The following is a 24,946-nucleotide window of genomic DNA, read 5'->3' on the forward strand; positions in this document are numbered from 1 at the left end:
ATTGCAAGCCGCGTCGCGTGCTCCTCACGGAACACATAGGCAGGTCTCCGCAAAACTTTGGACTGAGAATTCTCGCAAAGCCACAACTTGGTCTTTACTGGCAACGACCTGATTTCCTTGGGGCTTACCGGCTTCATCAAACCCCCTCGAGCAACCGATCCGCTTGCGCCCGCGCTTCGTCGGTGATCTCGGCGCCGCTCAGCATCCGGGCGATCTCTTCCTGCCGCCCGGCTTCGTCGAGCCGCTCGACCGAAGTACGGGTGACAGTGCCTTCGCTGGACTTGGCTATGCGGTAATGCGTCGTTCCGCGCGCGGCGACTTGCGGGCTGTGCGTTACCGCCAGCAACTGCCCGTCTCGCGCCAGCCTTGCCAGCCGTTCGCCGATCGCGCTCGCGACTGCGCCGCCGACGCCGCGGTCGATCTCGTCGAAGATCACTGTCGCCGCCCCGCCCTGCTCGGCCAGCGCGACCTTGAGCGCGAGGATGAAGCGCGAGAGCTCGCCGCCGCTGGCAATCTTGGCCAGCGGAGCGAAGCCCGCGCCGGGGTTGGTCTCGATCAGGAATTCGACCGCATCGATCCCGCTCGGGCCCCACTTCTCCTCGGGCATCTCCTGCACATCAGTGCGGAACTGCGCGGCGTCGAGCTTGAGCGGGGCGAGTTCGGCGGCAACCGCTGCATCCAGTTTCTGCGCGCCTGACACACGGGCATCGTGGAGCTGGCGGGCGGCCTTGCGATAGACCTCGCCATTCTCGCGCTCGGCCGCTTCCAGCGCATCGAGTTGCGCCTCGCCGCCTTCGATGGCGTCGAGCTGGGCGCGGAACGCGCGCATTTTGCCGGGCAGTTCGTCGACTTCGCAGCGATGCTTGCGGGCAAGAGCGCGCAACTCGAACAGGCGGGTCTCGGCGGCATCGAGCGCGGCGGGATCGTGGACCAGTGCCTCGGCGGCCTTCTCGAGCTTCTCTTCCGCCTCACTCGCTTCGATCACCGCGCGGTCGAGCGCATCGAGCGCTTCCTTGAGCAGCGGATGCTCGGGCGCGATCCGGTCGAGCCGCCGCGCTGCGCTGCGCAGCTGCGCCAGCGGGGCATCGCTGCCATCCCAGACATGGCGCAATTCCTCCAGGTCACCGGCCAGCTTTTCGCCCTTCTGCATGTCGGCGCGGGCATTGGCGAGCCGCTCTTCCTCGCCGGCTTGCGGCTCCAACGTGGTCAGTTCAGTCAGGTGCGCCAGCAGCAAGTCCTGCTCGGCCTTGGCCTCTTCGATTTGCTCGCGCGCGGTGCGCAGCGCTTCGGCCGTATGGCGCCATTCGGCCCAGGCCTGCGCGACCGCATCCACGCCGCCACCAGCAAAGCGGTCAAGCAGCGCCCGATGCCCGCGCGGATTGACGAGTCCGCGATCGTCGTGCTGGCCGTGCAGTTCCACGAGCGCGCCGGAAATCTCCCGCAGCAGGGCCACGCCCACCGGCTGGTCGTTGATGAAGGCCTTGCTACCCCCGTCCGCCTTGAGCTGGCGCCGGATCAGCAGCGGCTCGCCCGCTTCGATCTCGATATCGGCATCGTCGAGCGCTTCGGCGACGGCAGAGGGGAGGCGGGCGAACTCGAAACTGGCGGTGACGCTGGCCTTGTCCTCTCCGGCCCGCACCAATCCGCTGTCCGCGCGATTGCCGAGGACCAGCCCCAGCGCATCGAGCAGGATCGACTTGCCCGCCCCCGTCTCACCGGTGAGCACACCCAGCCCGCGCCCGAACTCCAGCTCGAGCGACTCGATCAACACGATATTACGGATTGTGAGCCGGGTTAACATCTTGGGGCCAACCCCTAGCTCAAGCGTGACCTCCCGTCACCGCCCAGCCGCATTCGCGATGTGGAATTATCGTGCGGCTACACGGCCTTTGCTGCGCTGGCGACGGTGGGTGAACCACCATGCGCGCGGGCGGTCACGCTGCGCCGCTTCCGGCGGCCATTCGATCAGTTCGACATCGTCGAACAGGGTCGTGAAGCCTTCGCTCCGTAGCGGGCCGGTATACTTGATGCGCAGGATCGGGCGGAACGGATGTGCTGCGCCCGATGGCCCCGGCGGCAGGCGCGGCTCGGGCGCTGGGGGCAACCAGAAGTCGAACTTGATAGTCTGCCAATCGCCGGTCGCGTGAAACCGCTTGGTCTCCATGCTTTCGCCCAGGATGGACAAGGTCGGACGCGCACCTTCAGGCGGCTTGTCACGGATGATGAGCTCGATATCGGCATCATGCGGCAGTTTGACCCGGGCCTGGTAAGTAAAGCGAGTGGCATAGATATCGCGGATGTAGCTCGCCGGATGCAGGTAGAAGCTCTTGTGCGCGGCCAGCGGTTCGACTTCGAGATAGCCTTCGGCCTCAGGTGTCTGGCGCAGGAACACCTTGGCGTTGCTGGCCTTCCAATAGCGATCCTGTGCCACGCCCATCATGGTGTTCGAGAAGTCGCCACGCGGGATAATGTTACGACCGTATTCGCTCGCCCGATCGCCGCATGAAGGTGCAAGGCCGGCAAGCGTAAAGGGCCCAAATGCAGGGGACGGCTGGCGGCATCCGTTATTTCCCTGCGGCGGGTTCTCGCGCCAAACAGCCGCGTGCCCGCCGCTGAGAGCCAAATTGGTGCCCATTTCCTCCGAGAGCCAGAACACCCGGCGCAGCACGCTCTCACGCATCCCGCCGACTGCCGGAACCGGGCGATAGTCAAGCATCTGCAAAGGGATCACTTCAGCGCGGAGGAACTTGCCGTTCTCCAGCCAAACCTTCAGTGCATAGGTCGAATGGGTGTGGGGATGGTCCTGGTCAAACAGGAAATTGCCTAGCGAATGGGCGATCAGCGCGCCCTTGTATATCTCCAGCCCGTGCGTGACGTGCGGGTGATGCCCCACGACCAGCGGCGCGCCAAGATCGACCGCCATGCGGAACCGAGGCAGCGACAGTTCCGACGGTCGGTCCTTGTATTCCATGTTGCCGTGGTATTCCATCACCGGAACATAACCGGCGGCCAGCTCACGCCGTGTGACGCGCTCGATGGCATCCTTGGTCCCCCAGGCCGCCCCACCCTTGGTCGGGGTCGCGACCTGATCGGGTGTCCAGTCTCCGCGCCAGCCGACAAAACCATAGAACGCCAGCGGGGTATCGCCGACTTTCACCCGTGCGGCTTTCTCCGCCTGCGTGATATTCATCCCGCCCCCGGACGTTTCCAGCCGGGCCGCGCGGATTGCCCGCATCGTCGTCTTCATACCGATGTCGCGATAGTCGGCGACATGGTTGTTGCCGAGCGAGACGTGGTCGATCCCTGCCCGTTTCATCGCCGCTACAAGCTCCGGCGGAGAGAAGAACTTGTACTTCTTGGGTGCCGGCTCGCCAGGAACCATGCTGGCGACGGTTGATTCAAGGTTGACCGAAGCAAAATCGCTGGGCCCGAAATAGGGCTTCATATGCACGAACAGCTTGTCGAGATCGTCGTCGAGCGTGTCGTGATCGAGCACCGGCTCGTCGCGCAGGCCCATGTGGAAATAGCGCCGCCCGGCCATGCTGTCGCCGCCGAAGAACAGCTCGATCCGCCCGGGTTTCTTCGCCACCAGCTCGACCGCCGGGATCGCAAGGCAATCGCAGTCCGTTCCCTTGAGTTCGGCATTGCCGAATGTCTGCACCATCGGGAAGATTCCCTGCCCGCCAATATCTAGCCGGTAGTAAGGCGCCAACGGTACCTTGGCAGAAAAGCGGCCCCGCGTGTCGACATCGACAGGCTGGTCATTGATTGCCAGGGTTACGCCTGAAAAGCGGATACCGTCGCGCGAACCATCCAGCGTGCCTTCGATGGAGACCGACAGCTCCGCTGCTGCAGCTTCACTGCCCGGGCCCTCGACAGGGTTCAGCCAGGCGAGAACACCGATGGCGCACGCCAGCCCGGCCAAGATGGCCAGCAACCACAGGAAAAACCCCCTCATCATGAGAGGTTTTTCGCAGGACATTCACAAGATTGCGTTAACCTTGAAGAGCCGCCCGTTCAGCGAAGAAAACGGCTCAGCGGGAAGCTAGCGACGGGGCCTTGTCCTGGATCAGGTCGTAGGCTTTCTCATACCATTCGTTGCCGGGATAGTTGGCACCCAGCACGGCAGCGTATTTCTTCGCCTCGCTGGGAATCCCCAGCGCGAGGTTGGATTCGACCAACCGGTACAACGCCTCAGGCGTGTGGCTGGTGCTCTGATATGTCTCGATCACGTTCTGGAACCGGATTACCGCCGCCGCCCATTTGGCAGTCTTCTGGTAGAAGCGGCCGATCTCCATCTCCTTGCCAGCGAGGTGATCCTGCACCAGGTCCATCTTCAGCCGGGCATCAGCGGCATATTCCGTGGTCGGGAAACGGCGGTCGACTTCGCGCAGCGCTGTCAGCGCCTGCTCGGTCACCTTCTGGTCACGCTGCACATCGCTGATCTGCTCATAATAGCTGAGCGCGATCAGGTAATAAGCATAGGGGGCGTCCTTGTTACCCGGGTGGATCTGCAGGAAGCGCTGCGCGGCCTGGATCGACTTGGTGTAGTCGCGCGCGACATAGTAGCTGAACGAACTCATCAGCTGCGCGCGGCGAGCCCAGGGCGAATAGGGATGCTGGCGCTCAACCTCGTCGAACAGCGCGGCGGCGAGCTTGGCATTGCCGCGATCGAGCCGGTCCTTGGCCGAGGCATAGAGCGTCTCGACATCGCGCGCGACATAGGCCGTGTCCTTGGCCCCGCCACCGCCGGTGGAACAGCCCGCGAGTGTGGTCGCAGCAAGGACGGAAAGAGCGAAGGCGCGCACCGGCGCAGCATGGATTCTGCCGAACATGGGGGCGCTATAGCCACGCCCCCGCTGAACGCCAAGTGAAGTTCGGAGCTAGTATGGGGAAGGAGAAGTCGCCGCTCAGAGTCTGAACGCAGTTTCGTGGGTGTTCTCGCCAATCTCGGCGAGTCGACTGTCGATCGACTTCAGAACCTGCACCACCTGCCTGAGCAATTCGTTGGTCTCGTCGCTGCCGTGCTGGATTTCGCCCTTTGCAGCTTCATTCGTGGGAACATGTGCCATGATCACGGACCCCCATATGCGTCGCCTTCGACGCAACTATCATTCTATCCGGAAGCCCTCCCCAAGCCAACAGGCCCTATTCACGTCTCTGCCACCGCCCCGGATTGCCTGCGAGGCCAGTCCGTTTCATAGTGCGCCCGGGCAGAGCCCACTGGCTCGAGCCCTAGAGTGTAGGATGCTGTGAAATGGAAAGAATTTTCACAATCATCGCATCGCGCACTGCAATCGCTGCGGGACAGCCTACCGCTTTCGTCCTTGCCGTTTGCGTGATCGCGGTGTGGTTGGTGAGCGGACCGATTTTCGACTGGTCGGATACCTGGCAACTGGCAGTAAACACCGGAACGACGATCGCGACGTTCCTGATGGTGTTCCTGATCCAGAACTCGCAGAATCGCGACGCCGCCGCCATCCAGGCCAAGCTCGACGAACTCATTCGCTCCGTGCATGACGCGCGAAACGAATTTGTCGGGATCGAACATCTGACCGATCGAGAGATCGAAAGGATCCGAGCGGAACTGGAACAGGAAGTTGCCACCCAGATGCCGGGTCGGCGAAGACACGAAAGCATCAACAGGATGCTGAACCGGCGTTGAGCGCGGCGTGGTCGAATCTCACCCCAGCGGGTCGTCTTCCAGCGGCACTACCCTGCGCTGTCCGCTTTCTTCTTCGGGCGCGTCCCACGTCAGGTGATGGTCCGCCAGCGCCACGAGGTTGTTGCTGCGGATGATCTCGGCATGGGTCTGGTAGCCGAGCAGCTGGTCGGCGGGCAGGTCCGGGTTGGCGATCATCACACGGGTCTCTTCCGATGTGAAATCGGTCAGCCCGCGGGCACGCTCGACGCCTTCGCTGTCGTAGATGTGCAGCACGTCGCCGCGGGTGTAGTCGCCATCCATCGAGAGCACGTCGTCGCGATGGATATGCCGGCTGCCCAGCGTCGCCACCGCCTCGTCGGCAATGACCAGGTGACCGGCCATCTGCAGACGGTCGGCCAGCCATGTATCCCACACCGAAGCGGGTTCGGGATTGGGCAGGCACTTGGTACCGCGTCGCTTACCTGACAAGATCGAAGAAATCGGCCGGTCGGCATCACCATCGGCAATCCAACCAGTACAGCCCGCATTCTGCGCCATGTTGACCGCCTGTAGCTTGGTCAGCATGCCTCCGGTGCCGAGGGTCGTCTTTCCGACCGTGGCTTGGAGATACTCGCTGACATCGCTGACTTCTTCGACCAGCCGGGCATCGGGATCATCCGGATTGCGATCATACAAACCATCGATGGTGGTGAGGATCACGAAGTCATCGGCCTGCACCATCTGCGCAATCTTGGCGGCCAGCCGGTCGTTGTCGCCAACGCGGATCTCTTCAGTGGTGATGCTGTCGTTCTCGTTGACGATCGGAATGATCTTGGACTGCAGCAGGCGGTGAACGGTGTTCTTGGTGTTGAGGAACCTACGGTGGTCCTCGAAATCGCCCAGCGTCAGCAGGATCTGCGCGATCTCGAAATCGAATTCGTAGCCGACCTGTTTGTAAGCGTTGAGCAGCTGCGGCATGCCGCAGGCGGCAGCGGCCTGCTTGTCGGTCAAGCCGGCCTTGCCCGGTTCGACCCCAACCACCTTCATCCCCAGCGCAACCGCGCCGCTGGAGCACAGGATCACCTCATGCCCCTGCGAGCGCAGGCGCGCGATATCTTCCATGAGTCGTTGGATGAAGCCGTAGCGCGGCGTTAGCCGCTCGGAATTGGCCAGCAGGGCCGACCCGATCTTGACGACGATTTTCTTGGATTTTGCCACATGGCACCTTTGAAATATTCAGAAATTATGCGGAAACTTTCTGCCGCTCGTTCGTAGGTAGAAGGTATGAGGCGCGCGCGCGGTTCCGAAAAATTCGGGCATGGCGCGCACATAGGGTCGCTATCGCCGGCCAGCGCCGCCCTGTCGCTCGGCTCTCGCCGGGCACAAAAAAATCCGATATTGAAGGACCGTCATGAACGATCAGACCCTCGACCCCGCAATCCATATCCAGCAGCTCGGCATGGCTGCGCGCGATGCTGCGCGCGGGCTCAACGCTGCTTCAGCCGAGGCGAAGAACCTCGCGCTCACGGAAGCTGCCAAGGCCCTGCGCGCGGCTACGCCAGCGCTGCTTGAAGCCAATGCCAAGGATGTCGCCAGTGTCGAAGGCAAGAAGCCGGAGAGCTTCATCGACCGTCTGCGCCTGACCGATGAACGGATCGAAGGCATGGCGTGCGCACTGGAGCAGATTGCCGAGCTACCAGATCCCGTCGGCCGGGTGCTGGCGACGTTCGAGCGGCCCAATGGGCTGAAGATCGAGCGCGTGGCGGTCCCCATCGGGGTGATCGGCATGATTTACGAATCGCGCCCCAATGTCGGAGCCGATGCGAGTGCGTTGTGCCTCAAGAGCGGTAACGCGGTGATCCTGCGCGGTGGCAGCGAAAGCCGTCATTCGACCCGCGAGATTGTTGCCTGCATGCAGGCCGGACTCAAGGCCGCCGGCCTGCCTGAAGACGCAGTGCAGACGGTGCAGACGACCAGCCGCGATGCCGTGGCGGAACTGCTCAAGGCCGATCAGTTCGTCGACCTGGTAATTCCGCGTGGCGGACGCGGCCTCGTCGAGCTGGTGCGCGACCAGGCCAGTGTGCCGACGCTGCTGCACCTTGACGGCAACTGCCACAGCTACGTCCATGCGGCGGCGGACGTCGCCAAGGCGGTCGATGTGATCAAGAACGCCAAGCTGCGCCGGACCGGTATTTGCGGTGCAACCGAGAGCATCGTGGTCGACCGTGCGATCGCCGCAGACGCTATCCCTGCCCTCGCCGAGGCGATGGCCGGGGAATGCGAACTGCGTGGCGATGCCGACGCCGTTGCGCTCGACAGCCGGATCAAGCTGGCCAATGACGACGACTGGTCAACCGAATATCTGGGCCCCATCGCCAGCGTGAAGATCGTCGACGGTCTCGACGAAGCGATCGAGTGGGTAGAAAGCCACAGCTCGCATCACACCGATGCTATCATGACCGAAGACGCTGACGCCGCGCGTCGTTTCATGACTGCGATCGACAGCGCCATCGTGATGCACAACGCCTCGACCCAGTTCGCCGACGGCGGCGAGTTCGGCATGGGCGCGGAAATCGGCATCGCCACCGGCAAGATGCACGCCCGCGGGCCGGTTGGCCTGGAGCAGCTGACGAGCTTCAAATATCTCGTCCACGGCACGGGCCAGACCAGGTCCTGACCTCAAAATCAGAACTTTAGATACAGCATTCCGTTCGAACCCTGGGTCGGGATGCTGAGCCTGCGGTAGGCGATGGCCTCCAGTCCGGCGTCGCATGACGGGCCGGTCGCCTTGTCGCGGCTGAGACCGAATTTCTTGCCGGTGTTGGTGCAGAACTGCCGGTCGCCGCTATCGCCGGTCCAATACAGCGGCTTGTCGCCATGGGTCCGGGCGTAATAGTGGATCAGTGGGATCGTGCCGAAGGGGATGTTGTGCTTGTCCTTCAGGAACTGCGAGACGCCGATGTCGCGGCATTGCCCCTTGGCGATATTCCACCAGCCGTGGCTGAAGCTGCCATAGTTCGTCTCGAAGCCTAGCGTGAACCAGATATCGTCATCGAACCGGTCGTTGCAGACCCGCAGCGTGTATTTGGTGCGGATATTCTTGAACCGCGAGAAACCGAACCGCCCGCCGGTGCCGACAAGGATCTTGCCCGTGTCGGCCGGCAGGTCGCGCGCGTAGAGATATTTGTCGATCAGCTTGCGCTTCTGGTAGACCTTGACCTTGAACGGCGTGAACTGCCCTTCGCGGTTCCAGTAGATGTTCTCGCCCGGCGCCAGCGTGACGCAGCCGATGGCGAACAGCGTGACGGTCTTGTCCTTGTGAAAACAGACCTTGCGGACTTCGTCGCCGGTGTTCCTGATCTCGACCGCCGGGTTGGTGCTCATCGATTGAGCGGCGGCGGGCTGGGCCGCCAGGCTGGCGGCCAGTGCCGCAGCGCCAGCCATGAGATTGCGTAGGGTCATCATCAGAAATCCACCTTTCCGATCTGGACATCCTTGTCGAGCGTCGGGCCGTAACGAAAGCGCTTCCAGGTCTCGCCTTCCTTGTCGCAAAGGTAGCGTTCCGCTATCGGATTGCCGTCCTTCGCGATCCACGGATTGATCGTGAATTGCTTTTGCGTGTTGACGCAGAAATCCGGGTCCTCATTCTCGCGGGTGCCGCTCCACAGCCGGCCATTCTCGCCCGTGGTGAAGGCGCGGTACATGACCAGCAAGCCATCGTCGGGATAGCCGCCACCGGCCCGCATGAAGCGTTCGGAATAGTTGATGGTGGTGCATTCGCCGCGTTCGATGCTCCAGTACCCTTCGGCCATTGCCATCTGTCCGCCGGATACCGCAATCGTCAGCCACACTGGTTCTGCCTGCGACCGGTTGCAGAACTTGACCCGGTATTCGGGCCGCGGCGGCACGGTTGACCGGGGCTTCCATCTCGACTGACCGAACCTGCCCTCCTTCGCCATCCGCACTTCGGACACGTCACCGGGCAGGTCGCCGCTGCGCAACAGCTTGTCGAACAGCGGCCGCGGTTCATAGACCGCGTAGCGGAACGGCTGCGGGTTATCGCCGCGGATCCACACCGTCATGGTGTCGGGCTTGAGCCGGAAGCAGCGCTGCGGCAGCAGCTTCCACTTCTCCAACGCGAAGACGCAGAACTTGCGATCGCCCTCTGACGTGTTGTGGATCTCGACCTCTCCCAGCGGCCGCTGGCCGTCCTTCGCAGCAGCCGGCACGGCAAGAGCGGCGGCGCAAGCGGCGGCGAGAATGGTCAAAGCGCGGATCATGGTGTGTTCCCCTCAGGATCATCAGTGTGCCTGAGAGGTGCTAGACACGCAAACCGCCGCCCGCTGTATGGGGCAGATCCCCCAATGTGACCGCAGCACAACGCGGTGAACATTTTGCCCGAAGGCTGAAGAGCTTGTTAACCAGCGCAGCGTATTTCTGCGTGCTGGAACCACATGTCCGGGCCGTTCCGGGCAGTTCGCATAGGGGACCAAGATCGTGACCAAGACCTTCCTGAAGAGCCTCGTCCGTGACGAAGCCGGCGCCACCGCCATCGAATACGGCCTCATCGCCGCGCTGATCGCCGTTGCCGCTATCACCGCCATGCAGGGCCTGGGCAACCAGCTCACCAACACCTTCACCACCGTCAGCACGACGATGGCTGTCTAAGCAATCGCGGCTCATCGGGCCGGCCCCGCGCCGCGCCCGGTGAGCCGGTTGCTTCCCGATCCTCCATTCTGCACGCCACAAGGTACCAGACCATGCCAAGCGCCTTCCTGAAATCCTTGCTGCGTGACGAACAGGGCGCGACCGCCATCGAATATGGCCTGATCGCCGCCCTGATCTGCCTTGCCGCCATCACCGCCATGCAAAGCATCGGCAACCAGGTCGGCAACAGCTTCCAGAACGCCGCCGACATCATGGCGAGCGTCTAGGGGGCCGCCTCCACCTGCCCCGGCATCGGCCGCCAGGCTACCCTGCCCAAGCCGCCAGACGCCTCCCCCGACATGGACCGCAGGACGCAGTTTGTAAGACCTGTGACCTTCCGCTTTTCTTGTTGCCCGACAGGAGCTTACCCGGCTTCTTCGCCATCAGGGTGTGACTTTTGGCAGTCGTACTCCTCCATGGCTGCGTCTGAACCAGCATGGGCCAGGTAGAGGCGAGGCTAGCAAATGCCCGGAAAGTAGGAAAATGGAGTGGACCCCCTCCCGCTTGCGGGAGGGGCAGCGAGACTTGCGAGCTTGCTCGTTAGTCGCAGCGGGGTGGGTCAATCCAGCCTTGCGCTAGATCGCACTGGAGCCATGGGCTCGGCACTCAGTTTCTCAAAATACCACCGATGAAATATCTGACGAGTTATAGTACTCTGCAGGGTTGCGCGAACGAAGTAAATAATGTTCCTTCTCGCGATCATCAGGGGATCATCTTATGTCCAGCGGTATCCGTATTTCTGAACTATCGATCAGCGAGGTTCTCGACAACCTGCGCGAGCGGAAGTGGCAGATCCCACGATTTCAGAGAGAGTTCGTGTGGGATACCTCTGCAGTTGCTGGCTTAGCGACCTCTGTCATTGATGGATACCCAATCGGTATGGTTACCTTGTGGGAGCAACCAACTGAGTCTCACATAGAACTCGAACCCCTTTCCATTGACGATTGGGATACAAAGGCAAAAGCCAAAATAACGCGTGAATTTGGCCACGAAAATTCGAATCCATCGACCGTAAAGGCGATCCTTGATGGGCGACAAAGAAGCACTGCCTTGGCCATGGCCTTCGCTGGCTTTGCACCAACTTTCGGCCTCAACAAGTACGCAGGCAAGTACTTCCTGAATGCCTCATTGAAAGATCCGCTGGAACGGGTCATATTTAAGAAGAAGTCGACGATTGAAAAGGAAGGACTTACTAACCTCCATGCCTGTATAGCAAAAGGCTATTTCCCATTAGCTAGTTTTGAGAAAGAACAATCGATACTGAAGCAATGGTACGGATATATTCAGCTTCTGCGTGACGAAAAAGTCTATACAGAGGGAGAGTATCCGGATGCAGAAGAACTCGAACGTAGAGATGAGATCCTCCAAAGAGCTTTTGAGGGCATTAGTGAAACGAAATTAGGTGCCTGCACAGTCCCGCAAAGGTACGACCTGGGTCAGATTTGCGAGATATTCGAAACCCTCAACCTAACGGGCATGAAAGTATCTACTGTTGATTTGATCAATTCTTGGCTACTGCGCGACACAGACGACGAACTCCACCTTCGCGAATGGATGGATACACTGGCAGAAGAAGACGGAGCTGTGGGATGGTCAGTTCCGAGGAAAAGGCCAGAATTGGTCGCCCAGTTAGCCACAGCGTGCTTCGTTGCTCTTACGGACTTGCCGACTAAGCCGGAAGCAAGGCGAGTTGCTGGAGCGAGCAAGACCAAGAGTATCACCACTGTAAAATCCTCAGACTTGCTCGCAACACCCACTCAACACTGGTTGAATATTACAAATCACACAGACGAATTTGCAGGTTACATCGGCGCCTTCCAGAACGTTGTGGGGGGAGGCGAATTCGGTTACCAGCAGTGTCCCTACCCAATTTCTTCAGGTATTTATGTTGGCCTAAGATGGCATAAGAAGTTTGATCCTGAACACACACACAGTAGTTGGCAAGTCAGCGATTTAGATCGTGTTTACCGTGCATTCTTTTGGCGCAACGCACTTTCGACTCGATATGATCAGGGCTTCCTTAGCCAGATGGGAACAGACCTCGTCACATTGAAAGCCCTTCTTGCGACCAAAGGTGCTTATGAGACGGAGACTGAATGGCTCGAGCAAGTGGAAGGCCAATTTCAGAAAGAGATACGACCGGTAGATATCCCATCGCGGGAAGATTTGATCGAATACCTCACCAACGGGAGACCTGGTGGCGCGTTGCAGTCAGCTCTGATGCTGCCGATGGTGGCTCGCAGCACAGTTGATTTCAGCGGTAGCCAGCTGATCGGCGATACGGATACACGGACCGAGATTCATCACATTTATCCAACGCGATGGTGCCGGGAAAACGCATCCAATGAATACAAAGAACTCTTGAGCCAGGATGGAGAAGGACCGAATTTTGTTAACTCGATAGCCAACTTGATGCCTCTTTCGCGCGAACTCAACTCGGAGTGGAGCTCGAAGAGTCCTGCTACATTCTTTTCCGGGAAAGGTATCCAATATGAGGGTGCTGTCGCCGAAGCATTAGGCCAGGTTTTCATCGATAAAGAGAGCTTTGAACTTCTGCGCCAAGGCTTGCCTTCAATAAAGAAGTTCTGGCTTCATCGAGCTGGCTTAATTGCCGATCACCTGCTCGAACAAACCAAGCTCTGATGCCTGGATCGCTTCTTGAGTTCCTGTTTCGCGCATATAGGGACGGCGCGGAATGTACGCTTGCGGAGCTCAGAGCGTATGAGGAATTTGGGGGCCTTAGCCTTCTACAGTCTCTCACGGCGATCGATGAGCGATTGCAGGATGAAGGGCTGTGCATCGTTCCGCCGGTTAATGAAGGCGAAATGGACCAGGCGAGAGTCGTAAGCCGGGCTGTGAGAGATGAGACGTTCGAAGCGGCTTACAAGCGAGCTTTGGAACAGGACGAAAGCCAGGAAGTCGAATACAAAGAAAGTCTCTACCTGAAGAAAAAGGTCTACGGAAATCAAAATATTCCGAAGAGTGCCTGGGTTGGCGAGGAGATCGTTTTCGAAGTCGTAGCGACTATTTGTAGCTTCCTAAATGGCGATGGCGGAGTCTTGTTGATTGGCGTTGCAGACGATGGAAGCAGTCCAGGAATTGACTGTGAGTTGCCTTTCATTCCCGGAAACAAGAACGACTTAGATCAGTGGGAATTGCACCTTTCCAACTGCCTGAAGAAGTACATCTATGACTTCACCAGTGTCATAGGATATATAAAGCGAAAGATAATCCAGACAGGTGATGGAAATCACATCTGCGTGGTCATAGTGAGCAAGCGGACTTCGTCATTAACTGTTTGCCAAACACCCAGCGAGCCTGGCTCCGAAGTTGTTTACGTTCGCAATGGGAACGGCAAAGCGGAAATTAAAGCTAGAGCAATTGAAGAGCTGATCCGGTCGCGCTTAACTAGCTGAACTGCTGGGACTATTGGCGCCTCGCTCCTCCCGCATCTTCAGAATGAGGTCACTCCTCACCCATGCGTAGCGCGGCGATGAAGGCTTCCTGCGGAATACTGACGTTGCCGTACTCTCTCATTCTGGCCTTCCCCTTCTTCTGCTTCTCCAGCAGCTTCTTCTTCCGCGAGATATCCCCCCCGTAACACTTCGCCGTCACGTCCTTGCGCAACGCGGCGATGGTTTCGCGGGCGATGATCTTGCCGCCGATGGCGGCCTGGATCGGGATCTTGAAGAGGTGGCGCGGGATCAGGTCTTTGAGGCGCTCGCACATGCCGCGGCCGCGCTCTTCGGCCACGCTGCGGTGGACGATCAGGCTGAGCGCGTCGACCGGCTCCGCGTTGACGAGGATGTTCATCTTGACGAGGTCGCCCTCGCGGCTGCCGATCTGTTCGTAATCGAAGGAGGCATAGCCGCGCGAGATGGACTTCAGCCGGTCGTAGAAATCGAACACCACTTCGTTGAGCGGGAGCTCGTACGTAACCTGCGCGCGGCCGCCGACATAGGTGAGGTTGGTCTGGATGCCGCGCCGGTCCTGGCACAGCTTGAGGATGGCGCCCAGATAGTCGTCCGGCGTGTAGATCGTGGCCTTGATCCACGGTTCCTCGATGGTGTCGATACGGTTGACGTCGGGCCAGTCGGCCGGGTTGTGGATCTCGACCGTCCTGGCGTCCTCGTTCTTCGTATGGCCGAGATGGACGGTGTAGACCACGCTGGGCGCGGTGGTGATGAGGTCGAGATCGTATTCTCTGGAGAGGCGTTCCTGGATGATCTCGAGGTGCAGCAGGCCGAGGAAGCCGGCGCGGAAGCCGAAGCCCAGCGCGGCGGAGCTTTCCATCTCGTAGGAGAAGGAAGCGTCGTTGAGGCGCAGCTTGCCGATGCTCTCGCGCAGCTTCTCGAAATCGGCCGCGTCGACCGGGAACAGGCCGCAGAACACCACCGGCTGCACTTCCTTGTAGCCGGGCAGCGGGGTCTCCGCCCCGCCCTTCACCGTGGTGATGGTGTCGCCCACGCGGGCCTGCTCGACCTCCTTGATCTGGGCGGTGATGAAGCCGATTTCGCCGGGGCCGATCTCGGGCAGGTCGACGCGCTTGGGCGTGAAGCATCCGACGCGGTCGATCAGGTGCTGGGTGCCGCCCTGCATGAACTTGACGTTGAGGCCCTTCTTGATGACGCCGTCGATGACGCGGACGAGGATGACGACGCCGAGGTAGGGGTCGTACCAGCTGTCGACGAGGCTGGCCTTGAGCGGGGCGTCGCGATCGCCGTGCGGCGGCGGGATCTTGGCGACGACGGCCTCCAGCACATCCTCGATGCCGATGCCGGACTTGGCGCTGGTCATCACCGCTTCGCTGGCGTCCAAGCCGATGATGTCCTCGATCTCAGCGCGGACTTTCTCGGGCTCGGCGGCGGGCAGGTCGATCTTGTTGATGACGGGGACGATTTCGTGGTCGTGCTCGATCGACTGGTAGACATTGGCGAGGGTCTGCGCCTCGACCCCCTGCGCGGCGTCGACCACGAGCAGCGCGCCCTCGCAAGCGGCGAGGCTGCGCGAGACTTCATAGGCGAAGTCGACATGGCCGGGCGTGTCCATGAGGTTGAGCTCGTAGGTCTCACCATCCTTCGCGGTGTAATTGAGGCGCACGGTCTGGGCCTTGATGGTGATCCCGCGCTCCTTCTCGATGTCCATGTTATCAAGGACTTGCTCGGACATCTCGCGCTCGGTCAGCCCGCCGGTGGCCTGGATCAGCCGGTCGGCGAGCGTGCTCTTCCCGTGGTCGATGTGAGCGATGATGGAGAAGTTGCGGATCTTGGAGAGGTCAGTCATCAGGCCGCCCCATTAGACGCGTCTGAAACGCTTGTCAGCAGGGACTATCGTCTCAATGCGAGGTGCCTAATGTTCCCTGCGCGCTGCTTCCGTTGTGAGGTCCAGTTGCATGAAGCGGGGAGGTTTCTTGTCGTTCTCCCGGGTCTTGGGCATCTGGTAAGCTCCGGGCGGCAGAGCGGCCAGCGGCATCCCGGCCGCCGCCAGCATGTAAGGCGATACGCGATGGCGTGTGCAAAGGCCGTCGGCCCCGTCGCTGATCAGCGGGACTTCGAACTCCACGCCCTGCTCGCCTCCTTCCGACCTGCGGACCGTGCAAACGGCCAATTGTCCGCCACCAAGGTCCAGCACGAGTTGCGTTCCCAGCGGAACATCCAGCAAGCCTTCGATCCGCGCACCGGTCTTGGAAAGGTTGCGCATCACTGCGTCATAGCGGTGGTCCTCATGGATCACGCCGATCCGGCGGAACATGGAAATCCGGTCCGCGCGATATTTCGCCGGGCCGTGCGCCTTGAACTTGAGTTCACCGCTTTCCAGGCGCTCCAGCACCTGCCCCTGCGGGAGCGCCCTGGAGAATATCCACCCCTGAATCAAATCGGCCCCGCGCCCGCTCACAAGCTCCAGCTCATCCTTGGCTTCGACGCCTTCGGCAACCGTGACCATGTTCAGCGCGCCTGCGAGGCTGACGATCGCGGTAATGATCGCGGAGTTGTTGTTGTCGGGCTCCGTCGAACCGCGAACGAAACTCTGGTCGATCTTGATCTTGTCGAAAGGAGCGTTCTTCAGATAGCCGAGCGAGGAATAGCCGGTCCCGAAATCATCAAGCGCCAGCCGAACTCCCAGCTTCTTGAGCGCTTTGAACATTTCCTTGGTTGTTTCCGGGTCCCCGATGAAGACACTTTCGGTCAGTTCCAGTTCCAGCCTCGACGGCGGCAGTCCCGAGGCATCCAGCGCAGCAGCAACGATCTTGGGCAATTCCGGATTGGCAAATTGAACGGCCGAGACGTTGACCGCGACGGACAGGTCGCCGGGCCACGCCGCCGCATCTTCGCAGGACTGGCGCAGCACCCACTCACCAAGCGGCCCGATCAGGTTGGAATCCTCGGCCACGGGAATGAAGTCGGCGGGGCTGATGTAGCCCCGCTGCGGATGGTTCCAGCGTATCAACGCTTCGAAACACTTCACGTTGTGGGTCTTGGCGTCGACCAGCGGCTGGTAATGCATTTCGAGCCCGCTCTGCATCGCTAGTGCATCGCGCAGGTCTTCTTCGATCACCCGCCTGATCCGGGCTCCGTCCTTGAGCTCGCTGGAATAAAAACGGTACTGGCCGCGCCCGCCGCCCTTTGCCGAGTAGAGCGCCAGATCGGCTGCGCTCACCAGCTCTTCCGTTTCGATACCGTCAAACGGCGCAACGGCGATGCCTATCGAGGTACCAATTATCGCGCGCGCGCCGTCGACCGAGTAAGGTTGCGACACCATCTGGATGACACGTCCAGCCAGTTCGCCAAGACGCCCGCGATCCTCGATGTCCGGCAGGATTACCTGGAACTCATCCCCGCCGAGCCGGCCAATTTCACCATTCGTCCCGATGATACGTTCGAGACGCTGAGCAACCTGCTTGAGCAGTTCGTCGCCAGCAGGATGGCCAAGAGTGTCGTTGACCTGCTTGAAGCGATCCAGATCCAGCATCATCAGTGCACATGAGCGCTTGGCCGCCTTGTACGCGGTCAGCGTGGTGGCAAGTCGCTTTGTCATGCTGTGGCGATTTGCGAGGCCCGTCAGGGCATCGAACTTTGCCATCCGTCCGACTTCGATTTCGTTTTCACGCGCGGCGGTGATGTCCTTGGCGCTACCCCGATACCCGAGAAACTCGCCTTCACCGTCGAATTGGGCTTTGCCGGAAAGCGACCACCAGGTTTCCTTGTCATCAACTGCAAGGCGCACGGGGAGATCAATGATGGTGCTGCGCGCACGAAGAAGGAATGCAAGTGGCCGTCGGACCCGCTCTTCGACGCCATCATCAGCTACCTGGAAGAGCTGGGACAGCGGTTGCCCCAGCAGCCCTCCCCCTTTCGCACAGTCGAACCGCGCGGCGGCATTGTCGGACAGGTAGATCAGCTTGCAATCGGCGTCGGTGGCCCAGAACCAGCCAATGTCGGCATTTTCGAGGTCATCAAGCAGGGCAAGGCGCCGCGGATCGGACTTGCCGATCGGACGTTGGCCGCCTTTCGCCGCATCATTGCGCTTTGAGAAGAGGTTCCCAATTGCCATGCTGTTTCAGTACTCTGTCCTCTTGTCCTACGGACTGCTCTGCAGCGTAACGCTGGTACTGCGAACAATCCCCTTGTTCTCTCGTGTCTACTTTCCCTCTGACCTAACTCGCCTTCCTCAGCGCAAAGGTCGTGTCGCTGACGTGCAATTCGATCTTGCCGGCATCGGATTCCGGCAGGCGTTGGGCAAATTCGACACCCATCCGGTCTTCCTTGCTCCAGCGCGTGGTTCCGGTGACGATGATCTTCTCTGTCAGTGCCACTCTGAAAATCGTTCCCGGCGGAACATTCCAAAGTCCTTCGATCATCGCGCCAGTCGATGAGATATTGCGGATGGTCCCGTGATAATGCTGGTTCTCATGCTCGAGAACGATCTTGCGGAGCATGCTTTGCCGCGGTGCACGGGCCGATTGCGGCCCACGGGCGACAGCGGTCAAGCCAGTGCGCAACCGCTCGGTTGCATTCGCAACATTCAGCGGCTTTTCATAGATATAACCCTGCACGTGGCTACACCCATGCATACGCACGAGGTCGAGTTCATCCAGGGTTTCCACCCCTTCCGCAGTCGTGTCCATGCCCAACTCCTGGGCAAGGCTGGTGATCGAAGCGATAATGGCACCATTGCGGCTGCCCGGCTGGGTCGCGCCACGCACGAAGCTCTGGTCGATCTTGATCTTGTTGAAAGGCGCGGTCTTGAGATAGCCGAGCGAGGAATAGCCCGTCCCGAAATCGTCGAGCGCCAGCCTGACTCCGATTCCGCTCAAGGCAGTGAACATGGCATCGGTGCCTTCGTCATCATTGAGGAAGACGCTCTCCGTGATCTCCAGTTCGAGGCGCGAGGGCGTAATTCCCGCCTGCGCAATAGCATTGGTAATTACCGCGGGTAGCTGCTGGTTGGCGAACTGCAGGGGGGAAACGTTGACTGCGCAGCGAATTTCCTCGGGCCAGCCAGCGAGATCACGGCACGCCGTGCGCAAGGCCCACTCGCCGATAGGATGGATCAGGCCGGTGTCCTCGGCAATCGGGATGAACTTTTCCGGGCTGATGTACCCGTGCTCGACATGCTTCCAGCGCAGGAGTGCTTCGAAGCCGGCAATCCGTTCTGTCGCCGTGTGCACGACCGGCTGGTAGTGCAACTCGAGCGCACCTTCGCCGATGGCATCGCGCAGGTCTTGCTCCAGCTTGGCGCGTTCTTCGGCTGCGGAGTGCAAGTCGTTGGAATAGAAATGATAGCGCCCGCGACCGCCGTCCTTGGCTGCATAAAGCGCAAGGTCGGCGTTACGGATGACATCCTCGCTGGTTTCACCATGTTCGGGTGAGATAGCAATGCCTATGGAAGCACCGATGACAACCCGCTGCCCTTCGATCGAATAGGGCTGAGAAAGCGAGTTGATGATATCGGCGGCGAGATAACCAAGCCTTTCGCGCGGGACCCGCCCGGGCAGGATTACTTCGAATTCGTCACCGCCGAGGCGCCCGACACGTCCCATCTCTCCGACAGTCGATTCCAGCCGTTGCGAGACCTGCTTGAGCAAGGCATCACCGGCCGGATGTCCGAGCGTATCGTTGACATGCTTGAACCGGTCGAGGTCGAGCAGGAAGACAGCGCATTCGCGATTGGCCTGCTGCGGCGTGGTGAGGATCTTCTCCAGCGTCTGCGACATCTGGTGACGATTGGCGAGCCCGGTCAGTGAATCGAAATGGGCGAGGCGCGAGGCATGTTCCTGGCTGCGCTTCTTCTCGGTCAAGTCCGTCCCAGAACCGCGGAACCCGCAGAAGTTCTGGAAGGAATCGAATATGGGCCGACCCGAAATCGACCACCATCGGTCTTCCTGCGAATGCGCCGCCTTTACTGCCAGTTCATGGAAGGCGGAACGAGCCGACAGGTGGAAGGAAATGGTGCGCTCGCCTTCGCGGTTGTCATGCGAAAGATCGAAAAGCTCTGTGATCGGGCGGCCGATCAGCCGCTTGGCCTTGGTCCCGAGGCGCACGGCTACCGGATCAGAGACGTAGGTCAGCAAGCCGCGACGATCAGTCTCCCAGAACCAGCCGTTGCCCGTCTCTTCATAGTCGCGCAGGATATCGATGGCCCGGTTGAGGATGCGTTCGTCAGCTTGCCGGCGTTCGGCTCGCACTCGCTCGGTCTTCGACTGGTATTGTGCAAGCAACACAAGCCCGGCGGCAAAGACCGCGAAGACACCTATCGTCCGGTAGTCATTCGAGAACAACGCCAAGGGTGCCCAGGATGCAGCAAGGCAACCATACATGAATTGCGGCCGACCGCTCATGAGCGTGGCTGCCAGCGCATTGGTGCTGACGATTCCTGCGATGGCAAAGGCGATATTGAGCTGGCCAATGGTGACCCAGCGCGCAAAGCAGAAACCGATCAGCAGGCATGGCAACAGCGTTACCAGGACGGTTATCGCAACGGCCTGGCCCCGGTCCCGCGTGAAAGCACGCTCCCAGTCACTGGCGACCTTGCTGGCGGCAAACAGGCCGAAGGCACCGATGAAGGACAATATTGTCGGGACCGTCGGCATCGTCCCGTGCAGGACCGTTCCGACCACACCCCACGCGACCGGCATGGCCGCCATGAAGTTCCAGTTCTGCGGAAGGTAGTACTTATTTGAAATACGGTGTTTTTTTATCGATCGACCGGACCCGCGGGCGGTTGCGGGATCACGGCGATCGTCACTCTTGCGATCGGGTCGTTTGGACGGAGTGGCTGGGGGGGTGTCCGGCGCGCGCGCGGGGGCACGTGATACATCACGCGCGCCCTCCCCGGGATGCCGCTGTCTAGCATTCGGTCCGCCCATGCAGACTCTATGCGCTCAAAGCTGTTTATAAAGGCTAAAGAGCATCCTCTCCGATCAAGGTTACCCGGTGTTAACCATACCAGCTGAAGCCAATGGAAACGCGGAGTTTTTCCTCCCTCTTGCCAGTTGCCGACACAGGGTGCATCCTCATGAAGATTCTGGAGGGGGATGGCAGTGCGGCATATCGCAATTATCGGCTCAGGGCCGGCCGGATATTACACCGCAGAAGCAGCACAAAAACACTGGGGGGACGATGTCCATGTCGATATCTTCGACATGCTGCCTGTCCCATATGGCCTGATCCGCACCGGCGTGGCACCCGACCACCAATCCATCAAGGGCGTGTCGAGAAGGTTCGAGAAGACCAACCTCAACGAGAATGTGCGGTTTGTCGGCAATATCACCATCGGCAAGGACATCTCGATCGGCGAGTTGCAGGACCTGTACGATGCCGTAGTCCTGGCAACTGGCGCTCCGCACGACCGTGAACTGGACCTGCCGGGCAAGGAACTGGGCAATATCTTCGGCAGCGCTGCCTTCGTCGGCTGGTACAATGGACACCCAGCCTTTGCCGATCTTGCCCCGGATCTGTCGGGCAAGCATGCAGTCGTGATCGGCATGGGCAATGTCGCACTCGACGTAGCGCGCATACTGTCGAAGACTCCGGAGGAATTTGCCGGGGCGGATATCGTGCAACACGCACTCGACGCGCTTGCCGCCAGTAACATCAGCACCATTACCATTGTCGGTCGGCGCGGCCCGCACCAGATCATGATGACACCCAAGGAACTGGGCGAGCTGATGCATCTCGAGCGCGCCAGTCCCTATGTCGATCCGCAAGATCTGCCCGATGAAGCGGAAGACGCCCTTCTCGAGCCAGGCCTGCGCAAATCAGTGCGACACTTGCGGGACTTCGCAGCCATCCCTGCCAGCATTCATGGCGACACGCCGGTCACGATCGAATTCGACATGTTCGCCAGCCCTCTCGCCTTCCATGGCAATGGGAAGGTCGAAGAGATCGAAGTCGAGGAAACTACGGTCGAGGCCGGGCGTGCTGTCGGCACCGGGAAAAAGTACCGGATCAAGGCCGACCTGGTCGTGAGTTGCATCGGTTATCGGACGTCGCCCATCCCCGATGTCCCGTTTGACGATCGGGCCGGACGGTTTGCCAATGACGATGGCCGGATCCTGTCGGGCCTCTACGCCGTCGGTTGGGCTCGACGAGGACCGTCGGGGACGATCGGCACCAACCGACCCGATGGCTATTCCGTCATTGAAAAGATTGTCGAAGACAGCGAATCGGGCGCACTCGGCAATGGCGGAAAGAAGGGGCGTGAGGGCTTCGATGCGCTGGCGGCCGAACGCGGGCTGGACGTCGTGACCTTCCGGGACTGGAAAAAGATCGAGGAAGCCGAAGAAGCCGCAGCTCGCGACGGTGCCCCGCGCGAGAAATTCGTCGATGTCGCCAGCATGATTGCGGCGCGGAAATGAGCACGGCCATGAATACGTAGCCCGCAGGCCCTTTCGCCCTACCCTGCCCCTAGGTCGCGATGGCCAAGCGCTGGAGGATTTTGCTAAAGGGCCGCATTAGATTCTCACGCCCGCGCGCAATCGCTGCAGGCGCAAGACAAGGAGAGCCCGAAGATGGCCGTAGAATTCGAAGATGAAGCCGCTCAGTACACCACCGCGCTCGGCCCGCTCGTTGGCCTGACGCGCGAGGATATTTTCGGCGCCGTCGCCGTCCTGCTGCGCGAAACCGCTTCCGACCCCCAGCGTCTGATGCGCCATGGGCAGGAAATGGGCAGCGACATGATCAAGATCATGACCGGCAAGAGCGAGCTTGCGCCCAATCCGCGTGACAAGCGTTTTATGGACCCGGCCTGGCAATACAATCCGTTCATGCGCGCCGGGATGCAGTATTACCTTGCCGTGCAGAAAGGCATGTCGAAATGGCTCGAGGAGCTTGAGCTGGACGAACTGGAGAAGGACCGTGCCCGGTTCATCTCCAACATCATCATTGACGGGCTCGCCCCCACCAACACGCTGATGGGCAACCCGACCGCCCAGAAGCGGTTGATCGACAGCGGCGGGCTCAGCCTGATCAAGGGTCTCAAGAACGCTTACACCGACCTGACCCAGAACAAGGGCATGGTGAGCCAGGTCGACAAGCGTCCGTTCAAGCTGGGCGAAAATGTCGCCACCTCCAAAGGCTCGGTCGTGCTGCGGACGGACATGATGGAGCTGGTCCATTACGCTCCGACCACCGACGAGGTCTACGAGATCCCGCAGCTGACGATCCCGCCGCAGATCAACAAGATGTACATCAACGACCTCTCGCCAGAGAAGTCGGTCGTGAAGTACCAGCTCGACAATGGCGTCCAGACCTTTGTCATCAGCTGGCGCAATCCGTCGAAGGAACAGGGCCATTGGGACATGGCCGACTATGTCCGTTCCTGCCGCGAAGCGATGGAGGCGGTCAGCGCCATCACCGGCTCCAAGAAGGTCAATGTCTCGGCCGGTTGTTCGGGCGGGCAGACCGCAACCATGCTGGCCAGCAAGATGGCCAGCGACAAGGATGATTTGCTTGGCGCGCTCACATTGATGGTGTGCGTGCTGCACCCCAAACAGAACGATATCGAAGCCGGCTCACTGATCAGCCAGAACGGCCTGGAACTCGCACGTCGTCGCGCAGCCAAGAAGGGCATCATCAAGGGCGACGACCTCGCCCGCGGCTTCGCCTGGCTGCGACCCAACGACCTGATCTGGAACTACGTCATCAACAACTACCTGCTGGGCGACGATCCGCCTGCGTTCGACGTGCTGTTCTGGAATGCCGACGCAACCAACCTCTCAGCCGCACTGATGGGCGATTTCCTGACCATTTTCGAGACGCTGGCCTTCACCAAGAAAGGCGAAGTCGAGATGTGCGATCACAAGATCGATCTCAGCAAGGTGAAGAGCGACCTCTTCATCCTTGGCGGCGTGACCGACCACATCACGCCGTGGAAGGCGACCTACCGTTCGACGCAGCTGTTCGGGTCGAAGGACATCACCTACGTCCTCTCGCATTCGGGCCACATGCAGGCGATCCTCAACCCGCCGGGCAACCCCAAGGCGCGCTACTACCTCAACAACGGCAAGAAGCTGCCGGCAACCGCCGACGAATGGCAGGCCGGGGCTGAGGAAATGGCCGGCAGCTGGTGGCCCTACTGGATGGAATGGGTGCAAAAGCGCAGTGGCAAGAAACACGCGGCACCCAAGGAACTGGGGAATGCGGAGTACAAACCGCTGGACCCGGCCCCCGGTCTCTACGTAGTGGAGGAGGTCTAACCGGTCCGGCTCCCTGCCGGGCTGCGCAGGGGGATCGAAATTGACGAAGAAGCAGGAACTTACCGCCGATATCTCGATGGTAGAAGTCGGTGGACGGACATTGCGGGTGGCAGCCTGGCGGCTCGATGAGCCGTCCGATCACCCGCCGGTCCTGTTCTTCAATGGCATTGGCGCCAATATCGAGGCGGTCGCCCCGCTGGCCGAAGCGCTCGACGATCGCGGCTTCATCATGTTCGACATGCCCGGGGTCGGGGAATCGCCTGATCCGGTCGTGCCCTACAATCCCTTCACCATGAGCTGGACCACCGCCAGCCTGCTCGACAAGTATGGCATCGAGATGGTCGACGTGGTCGGCATCAGCTGGGGCGGCGCGATGGCGCAGCATTTCGCGCTCCAGCACGGCGGGCGCGTGCGCAAGCTGGCGCTGATCGCCACCACTGCGGGCATGCTGATGGTACCGGGCAACCCCGCCGCCTTCACCAAGATGGCCGACCCGCGCCGCTACATCGACCCCGAATTCATGAACGAGCATTTCGCCACGCTCTATGGCGGCATCGATGCCGATGGCGCGGAGCATCAGAAGGACAGCCATATTGGCCGCCTCAAGCCACCTTCCCCAAGGGGTTATGTCTACCAGCTGCTATGCATGCTGGGCTGGACCAGCGCCCCTGCGCTGCCGTTCCTGACCAAGGAAACGCTGATAATGATGGGCGATGACGACCAGATCGTACTGCCCATCAATGGCAAGTTCCTCAACACGTTGATCCCCAACAGCCGTCTCTACACCGTCAAGGGTGGCGGGCACCTGTTCCTGCTGACTCATGCCGACGAGAGCATTGCCGAGCTGCGTGGGTTCCTCGATGGGGTCGAGGCAAACGAAGCCGAAGCTGCCTGACATC

At 60.5% G+C, this 24,946-nt stretch carries 19 protein-coding genes; 9 read left to right on the top strand and 10 right to left on the bottom strand.

The window, feature by feature from the left end; translation table 11 throughout:
* Positions 1-136: 136 nt before the first annotated feature.
* The 4 genes from recN to QPW08_RS10210 all read right to left on the bottom strand — a co-directional run bounded on the left by recN (position 137) and on the right by QPW08_RS10210 (position 5,072).
* Positions 137-1,801, bottom strand: coding sequence for a DNA repair protein RecN (gene recN, locus QPW08_RS10195; RefSeq protein ID WP_284125706.1), 1,665 nt, complete (start codon positions 1,799-1,801; stop codon positions 137-139).
* Positions 1,802-1,867: 66 nt separating this feature from the next.
* Complete coding sequence (locus tag QPW08_RS10200; RefSeq protein ID WP_284125707.1) at positions 1,868-3,961, bottom strand: CapA family protein; 2,094 nt, start codon at positions 3,959-3,961, stop codon at positions 1,868-1,870.
* Positions 3,962-4,034: 73 nt separating this feature from the next.
* On the bottom strand, positions 4,035-4,835 hold the full coding sequence (locus QPW08_RS10205) for an outer membrane protein assembly factor BamD (RefSeq protein WP_284125708.1): 801 nt from the start codon (positions 4,833-4,835) through the stop codon (positions 4,035-4,037).
* Positions 4,836-4,910: 75 nt separating this feature from the next.
* Entirely contained in the window at positions 4,911-5,072 is a 162-nt protein-coding gene (locus QPW08_RS10210; protein ID WP_284125709.1) for a hypothetical protein, read from the bottom strand.
* A 185-nt stretch (positions 5,073-5,257) separates the two neighbouring features.
* Between QPW08_RS10210 and QPW08_RS10215 the strand changes: the two genes are divergently transcribed.
* The gene (locus QPW08_RS10215) at positions 5,258-5,665 is read left to right on the top strand and encodes a low affinity iron permease family protein (protein WP_284125710.1); all 408 of its coding nucleotides are present in this window, start codon (positions 5,258-5,260) and stop codon (positions 5,663-5,665) included.
* Positions 5,666-5,683: 18 nt separating this feature from the next.
* Here QPW08_RS10215 and proB read toward each other — a convergent pair whose 3' ends face one another.
* Positions 5,684-6,862: a glutamate 5-kinase gene (proB, locus tag QPW08_RS10220; protein ID WP_284125711.1), complete on the bottom strand. Its 1,179-nt coding sequence runs from the start codon at positions 6,860-6,862 to the stop codon at positions 5,684-5,686.
* 193 nt (positions 6,863-7,055) lie between these two features.
* Between proB and QPW08_RS10225 the strand changes: the two genes are divergently transcribed.
* Positions 7,056-8,321, top strand: coding sequence for a glutamate-5-semialdehyde dehydrogenase (locus tag QPW08_RS10225; RefSeq protein WP_284125712.1), 1,266 nt, complete (start codon positions 7,056-7,058; stop codon positions 8,319-8,321).
* A gap of 8 nt (positions 8,322-8,329) precedes the next feature.
* Here QPW08_RS10225 and QPW08_RS10230 read toward each other — a convergent pair whose 3' ends face one another.
* Positions 8,330-9,109 carry a DUF1036 domain-containing protein gene (locus tag QPW08_RS10230; protein ID WP_284125713.1) on the bottom strand — a complete coding sequence of 260 codons (780 nt, stop codon included), beginning with the start codon at positions 9,107-9,109 and terminating at the stop codon, positions 8,330-8,332.
* Positions 9,109-9,924, bottom strand: coding sequence for a DUF1036 domain-containing protein (locus QPW08_RS10235; RefSeq protein WP_284125714.1), 816 nt, complete (start codon positions 9,922-9,924; stop codon positions 9,109-9,111). Before QPW08_RS10235 ends, QPW08_RS10230 begins: the two co-directional genes overlap by 1 nt.
* 217 nt (positions 9,925-10,141) lie before the next feature.
* On the opposite strand from QPW08_RS10235, the gene QPW08_RS10240 reads away from it, so the two are divergent.
* The 4 genes from QPW08_RS10240 (at position 10,142) to QPW08_RS10255 (ending at position 13,767) form a co-directional block, all read left to right on the top strand.
* Positions 10,142-10,312, top strand: a complete 171-nt coding sequence (locus QPW08_RS10240) for a Flp family type IVb pilin (protein ID WP_284125715.1) — start codon at positions 10,142-10,144, stop codon at positions 10,310-10,312.
* 92 nt (positions 10,313-10,404) lie between these two features.
* Positions 10,405-10,578 (top strand): Flp family type IVb pilin, encoded by a 174-nt coding sequence (locus QPW08_RS10245; RefSeq protein WP_284125716.1) that lies wholly within the window; start codon positions 10,405-10,407, stop codon positions 10,576-10,578.
* A 490-nt stretch (positions 10,579-11,068) separates the two neighbouring features.
* Positions 11,069-12,994, top strand: coding sequence for a DUF262 domain-containing protein (locus QPW08_RS10250; protein WP_284125717.1), 1,926 nt, complete (start codon positions 11,069-11,071; stop codon positions 12,992-12,994).
* Complete coding sequence (locus QPW08_RS10255) at positions 12,994-13,767, top strand: AlbA family DNA-binding domain-containing protein (RefSeq protein ID WP_284125718.1); 774 nt, start codon at positions 12,994-12,996, stop codon at positions 13,765-13,767. The genes QPW08_RS10250 and QPW08_RS10255 overlap by 1 nt, the downstream gene beginning before the upstream one ends.
* Before the next feature lie 49 nt (positions 13,768-13,816).
* Here the strand turns inward: QPW08_RS10255 and lepA are convergent, their stop codons facing one another.
* From lepA to QPW08_RS10270, 3 genes are all read right to left on the bottom strand, one after another.
* On the bottom strand, positions 13,817-15,634 hold the full coding sequence (gene lepA / locus QPW08_RS10260) for a translation elongation factor 4 (protein ID WP_284125719.1): 1,818 nt from the start codon (positions 15,632-15,634) through the stop codon (positions 13,817-13,819).
* Positions 15,635-15,700: 66 nt separating this feature from the next.
* The gene (locus QPW08_RS10265) at positions 15,701-17,902 is read right to left on the bottom strand and encodes an EAL domain-containing protein (protein WP_284125720.1); all 2,202 of its coding nucleotides are present in this window, start codon (positions 17,900-17,902) and stop codon (positions 15,701-15,703) included.
* A gap of 103 nt (positions 17,903-18,005) precedes the next feature.
* On the bottom strand, positions 18,006-20,495 hold the full coding sequence (locus QPW08_RS10270) for an EAL domain-containing protein (RefSeq protein ID WP_284125721.1): 2,490 nt from the start codon (positions 20,493-20,495) through the stop codon (positions 18,006-18,008).
* A gap of 396 nt (positions 20,496-20,891) precedes the next feature.
* Here QPW08_RS10270 and QPW08_RS10275 point away from each other — a divergent pair, with 396 nt between their 5' ends.
* From QPW08_RS10275 to QPW08_RS10285, 3 genes are all read left to right on the top strand, one after another.
* Complete coding sequence (locus QPW08_RS10275) at positions 20,892-22,208, top strand: FAD-dependent oxidoreductase (RefSeq protein WP_284125722.1); 1,317 nt, start codon at positions 20,892-20,894, stop codon at positions 22,206-22,208.
* A gap of 153 nt (positions 22,209-22,361) precedes the next feature.
* Positions 22,362-24,047: a PHA/PHB synthase family protein gene (locus QPW08_RS10280; RefSeq protein WP_284125723.1), complete on the top strand. Its 1,686-nt coding sequence runs from the start codon at positions 22,362-22,364 to the stop codon at positions 24,045-24,047.
* Positions 24,048-24,087: 40 nt separating this feature from the next.
* Positions 24,088-24,942: an alpha/beta fold hydrolase gene (locus QPW08_RS10285; protein ID WP_284125724.1), complete on the top strand. Its 855-nt coding sequence runs from the start codon at positions 24,088-24,090 to the stop codon at positions 24,940-24,942.
* Positions 24,943-24,946: the final 4 nt, after the last annotated feature.

This window comes from Parerythrobacter aestuarii (assembly GCF_030140925.1).
GTDB classification, from domain to species: Bacteria; Pseudomonadota; Alphaproteobacteria; order Sphingomonadales; family Sphingomonadaceae; genus Parerythrobacter; species Parerythrobacter aestuarii.

What these genes read in the sequence shown, in the direction of transcription:
- recN (WP_284125706.1), bottom strand. Translation starts at nt 1,801, where the DNA reads ATGTTAACCCGGCTCACAATCCGTAATATCGTGTTGATCGAGTCGCTC.
- QPW08_RS10200 (WP_284125707.1), bottom strand. Translation starts at nt 3,961, where the DNA reads ATGATGAGGGGGTTTTTCCTGTGGTTGCTGGCCATCTTGGCCGGGCTG.
- QPW08_RS10205 (WP_284125708.1), bottom strand. Translation starts at nt 4,835, where the DNA reads ATGTTCGGCAGAATCCATGCTGCGCCGGTGCGCGCCTTCGCTCTTTCC.
- QPW08_RS10210 (WP_284125709.1), bottom strand. Translation starts at nt 5,072, where the DNA reads ATGGCACATGTTCCCACGAATGAAGCTGCAAAGGGCGAAATCCAGCAC.
- QPW08_RS10215 (WP_284125710.1), top strand. Translation starts at nt 5,258, where the DNA reads ATGGAAAGAATTTTCACAATCATCGCATCGCGCACTGCAATCGCTGCG.
- QPW08_RS10225 (WP_284125712.1), top strand. Translation starts at nt 7,056, where the DNA reads ATGAACGATCAGACCCTCGACCCCGCAATCCATATCCAGCAGCTCGGC.
- QPW08_RS10230 (WP_284125713.1), bottom strand. Translation starts at nt 9,109, where the DNA reads ATGATGACCCTACGCAATCTCATGGCTGGCGCTGCGGCACTGGCCGCC.
- QPW08_RS10235 (WP_284125714.1), bottom strand. Translation starts at nt 9,924, where the DNA reads ATGATCCGCGCTTTGACCATTCTCGCCGCCGCTTGCGCCGCCGCTCTT.
- QPW08_RS10245 (WP_284125716.1), top strand. Translation starts at nt 10,405, where the DNA reads ATGCCAAGCGCCTTCCTGAAATCCTTGCTGCGTGACGAACAGGGCGCG.
- QPW08_RS10250 (WP_284125717.1), top strand. Translation starts at nt 11,069, where the DNA reads ATGTCCAGCGGTATCCGTATTTCTGAACTATCGATCAGCGAGGTTCTC.
- QPW08_RS10255 (WP_284125718.1), top strand. Translation starts at nt 12,994, where the DNA reads ATGCCTGGATCGCTTCTTGAGTTCCTGTTTCGCGCATATAGGGACGGC.
- lepA (WP_284125719.1), bottom strand. Translation starts at nt 15,634, where the DNA reads ATGACTGACCTCTCCAAGATCCGCAACTTCTCCATCATCGCTCACATC.
- QPW08_RS10265 (WP_284125720.1), bottom strand. Translation starts at nt 17,902, where the DNA reads ATGGCAATTGGGAACCTCTTCTCAAAGCGCAATGATGCGGCGAAAGGC.
- QPW08_RS10270 (WP_284125721.1), bottom strand. Translation starts at nt 20,495, where the DNA reads ATGGCGGCCATGCCGGTCGCGTGGGGTGTGGTCGGAACGGTCCTGCAC.
- QPW08_RS10280 (WP_284125723.1), top strand. Translation starts at nt 22,362, where the DNA reads ATGGCCGTAGAATTCGAAGATGAAGCCGCTCAGTACACCACCGCGCTC.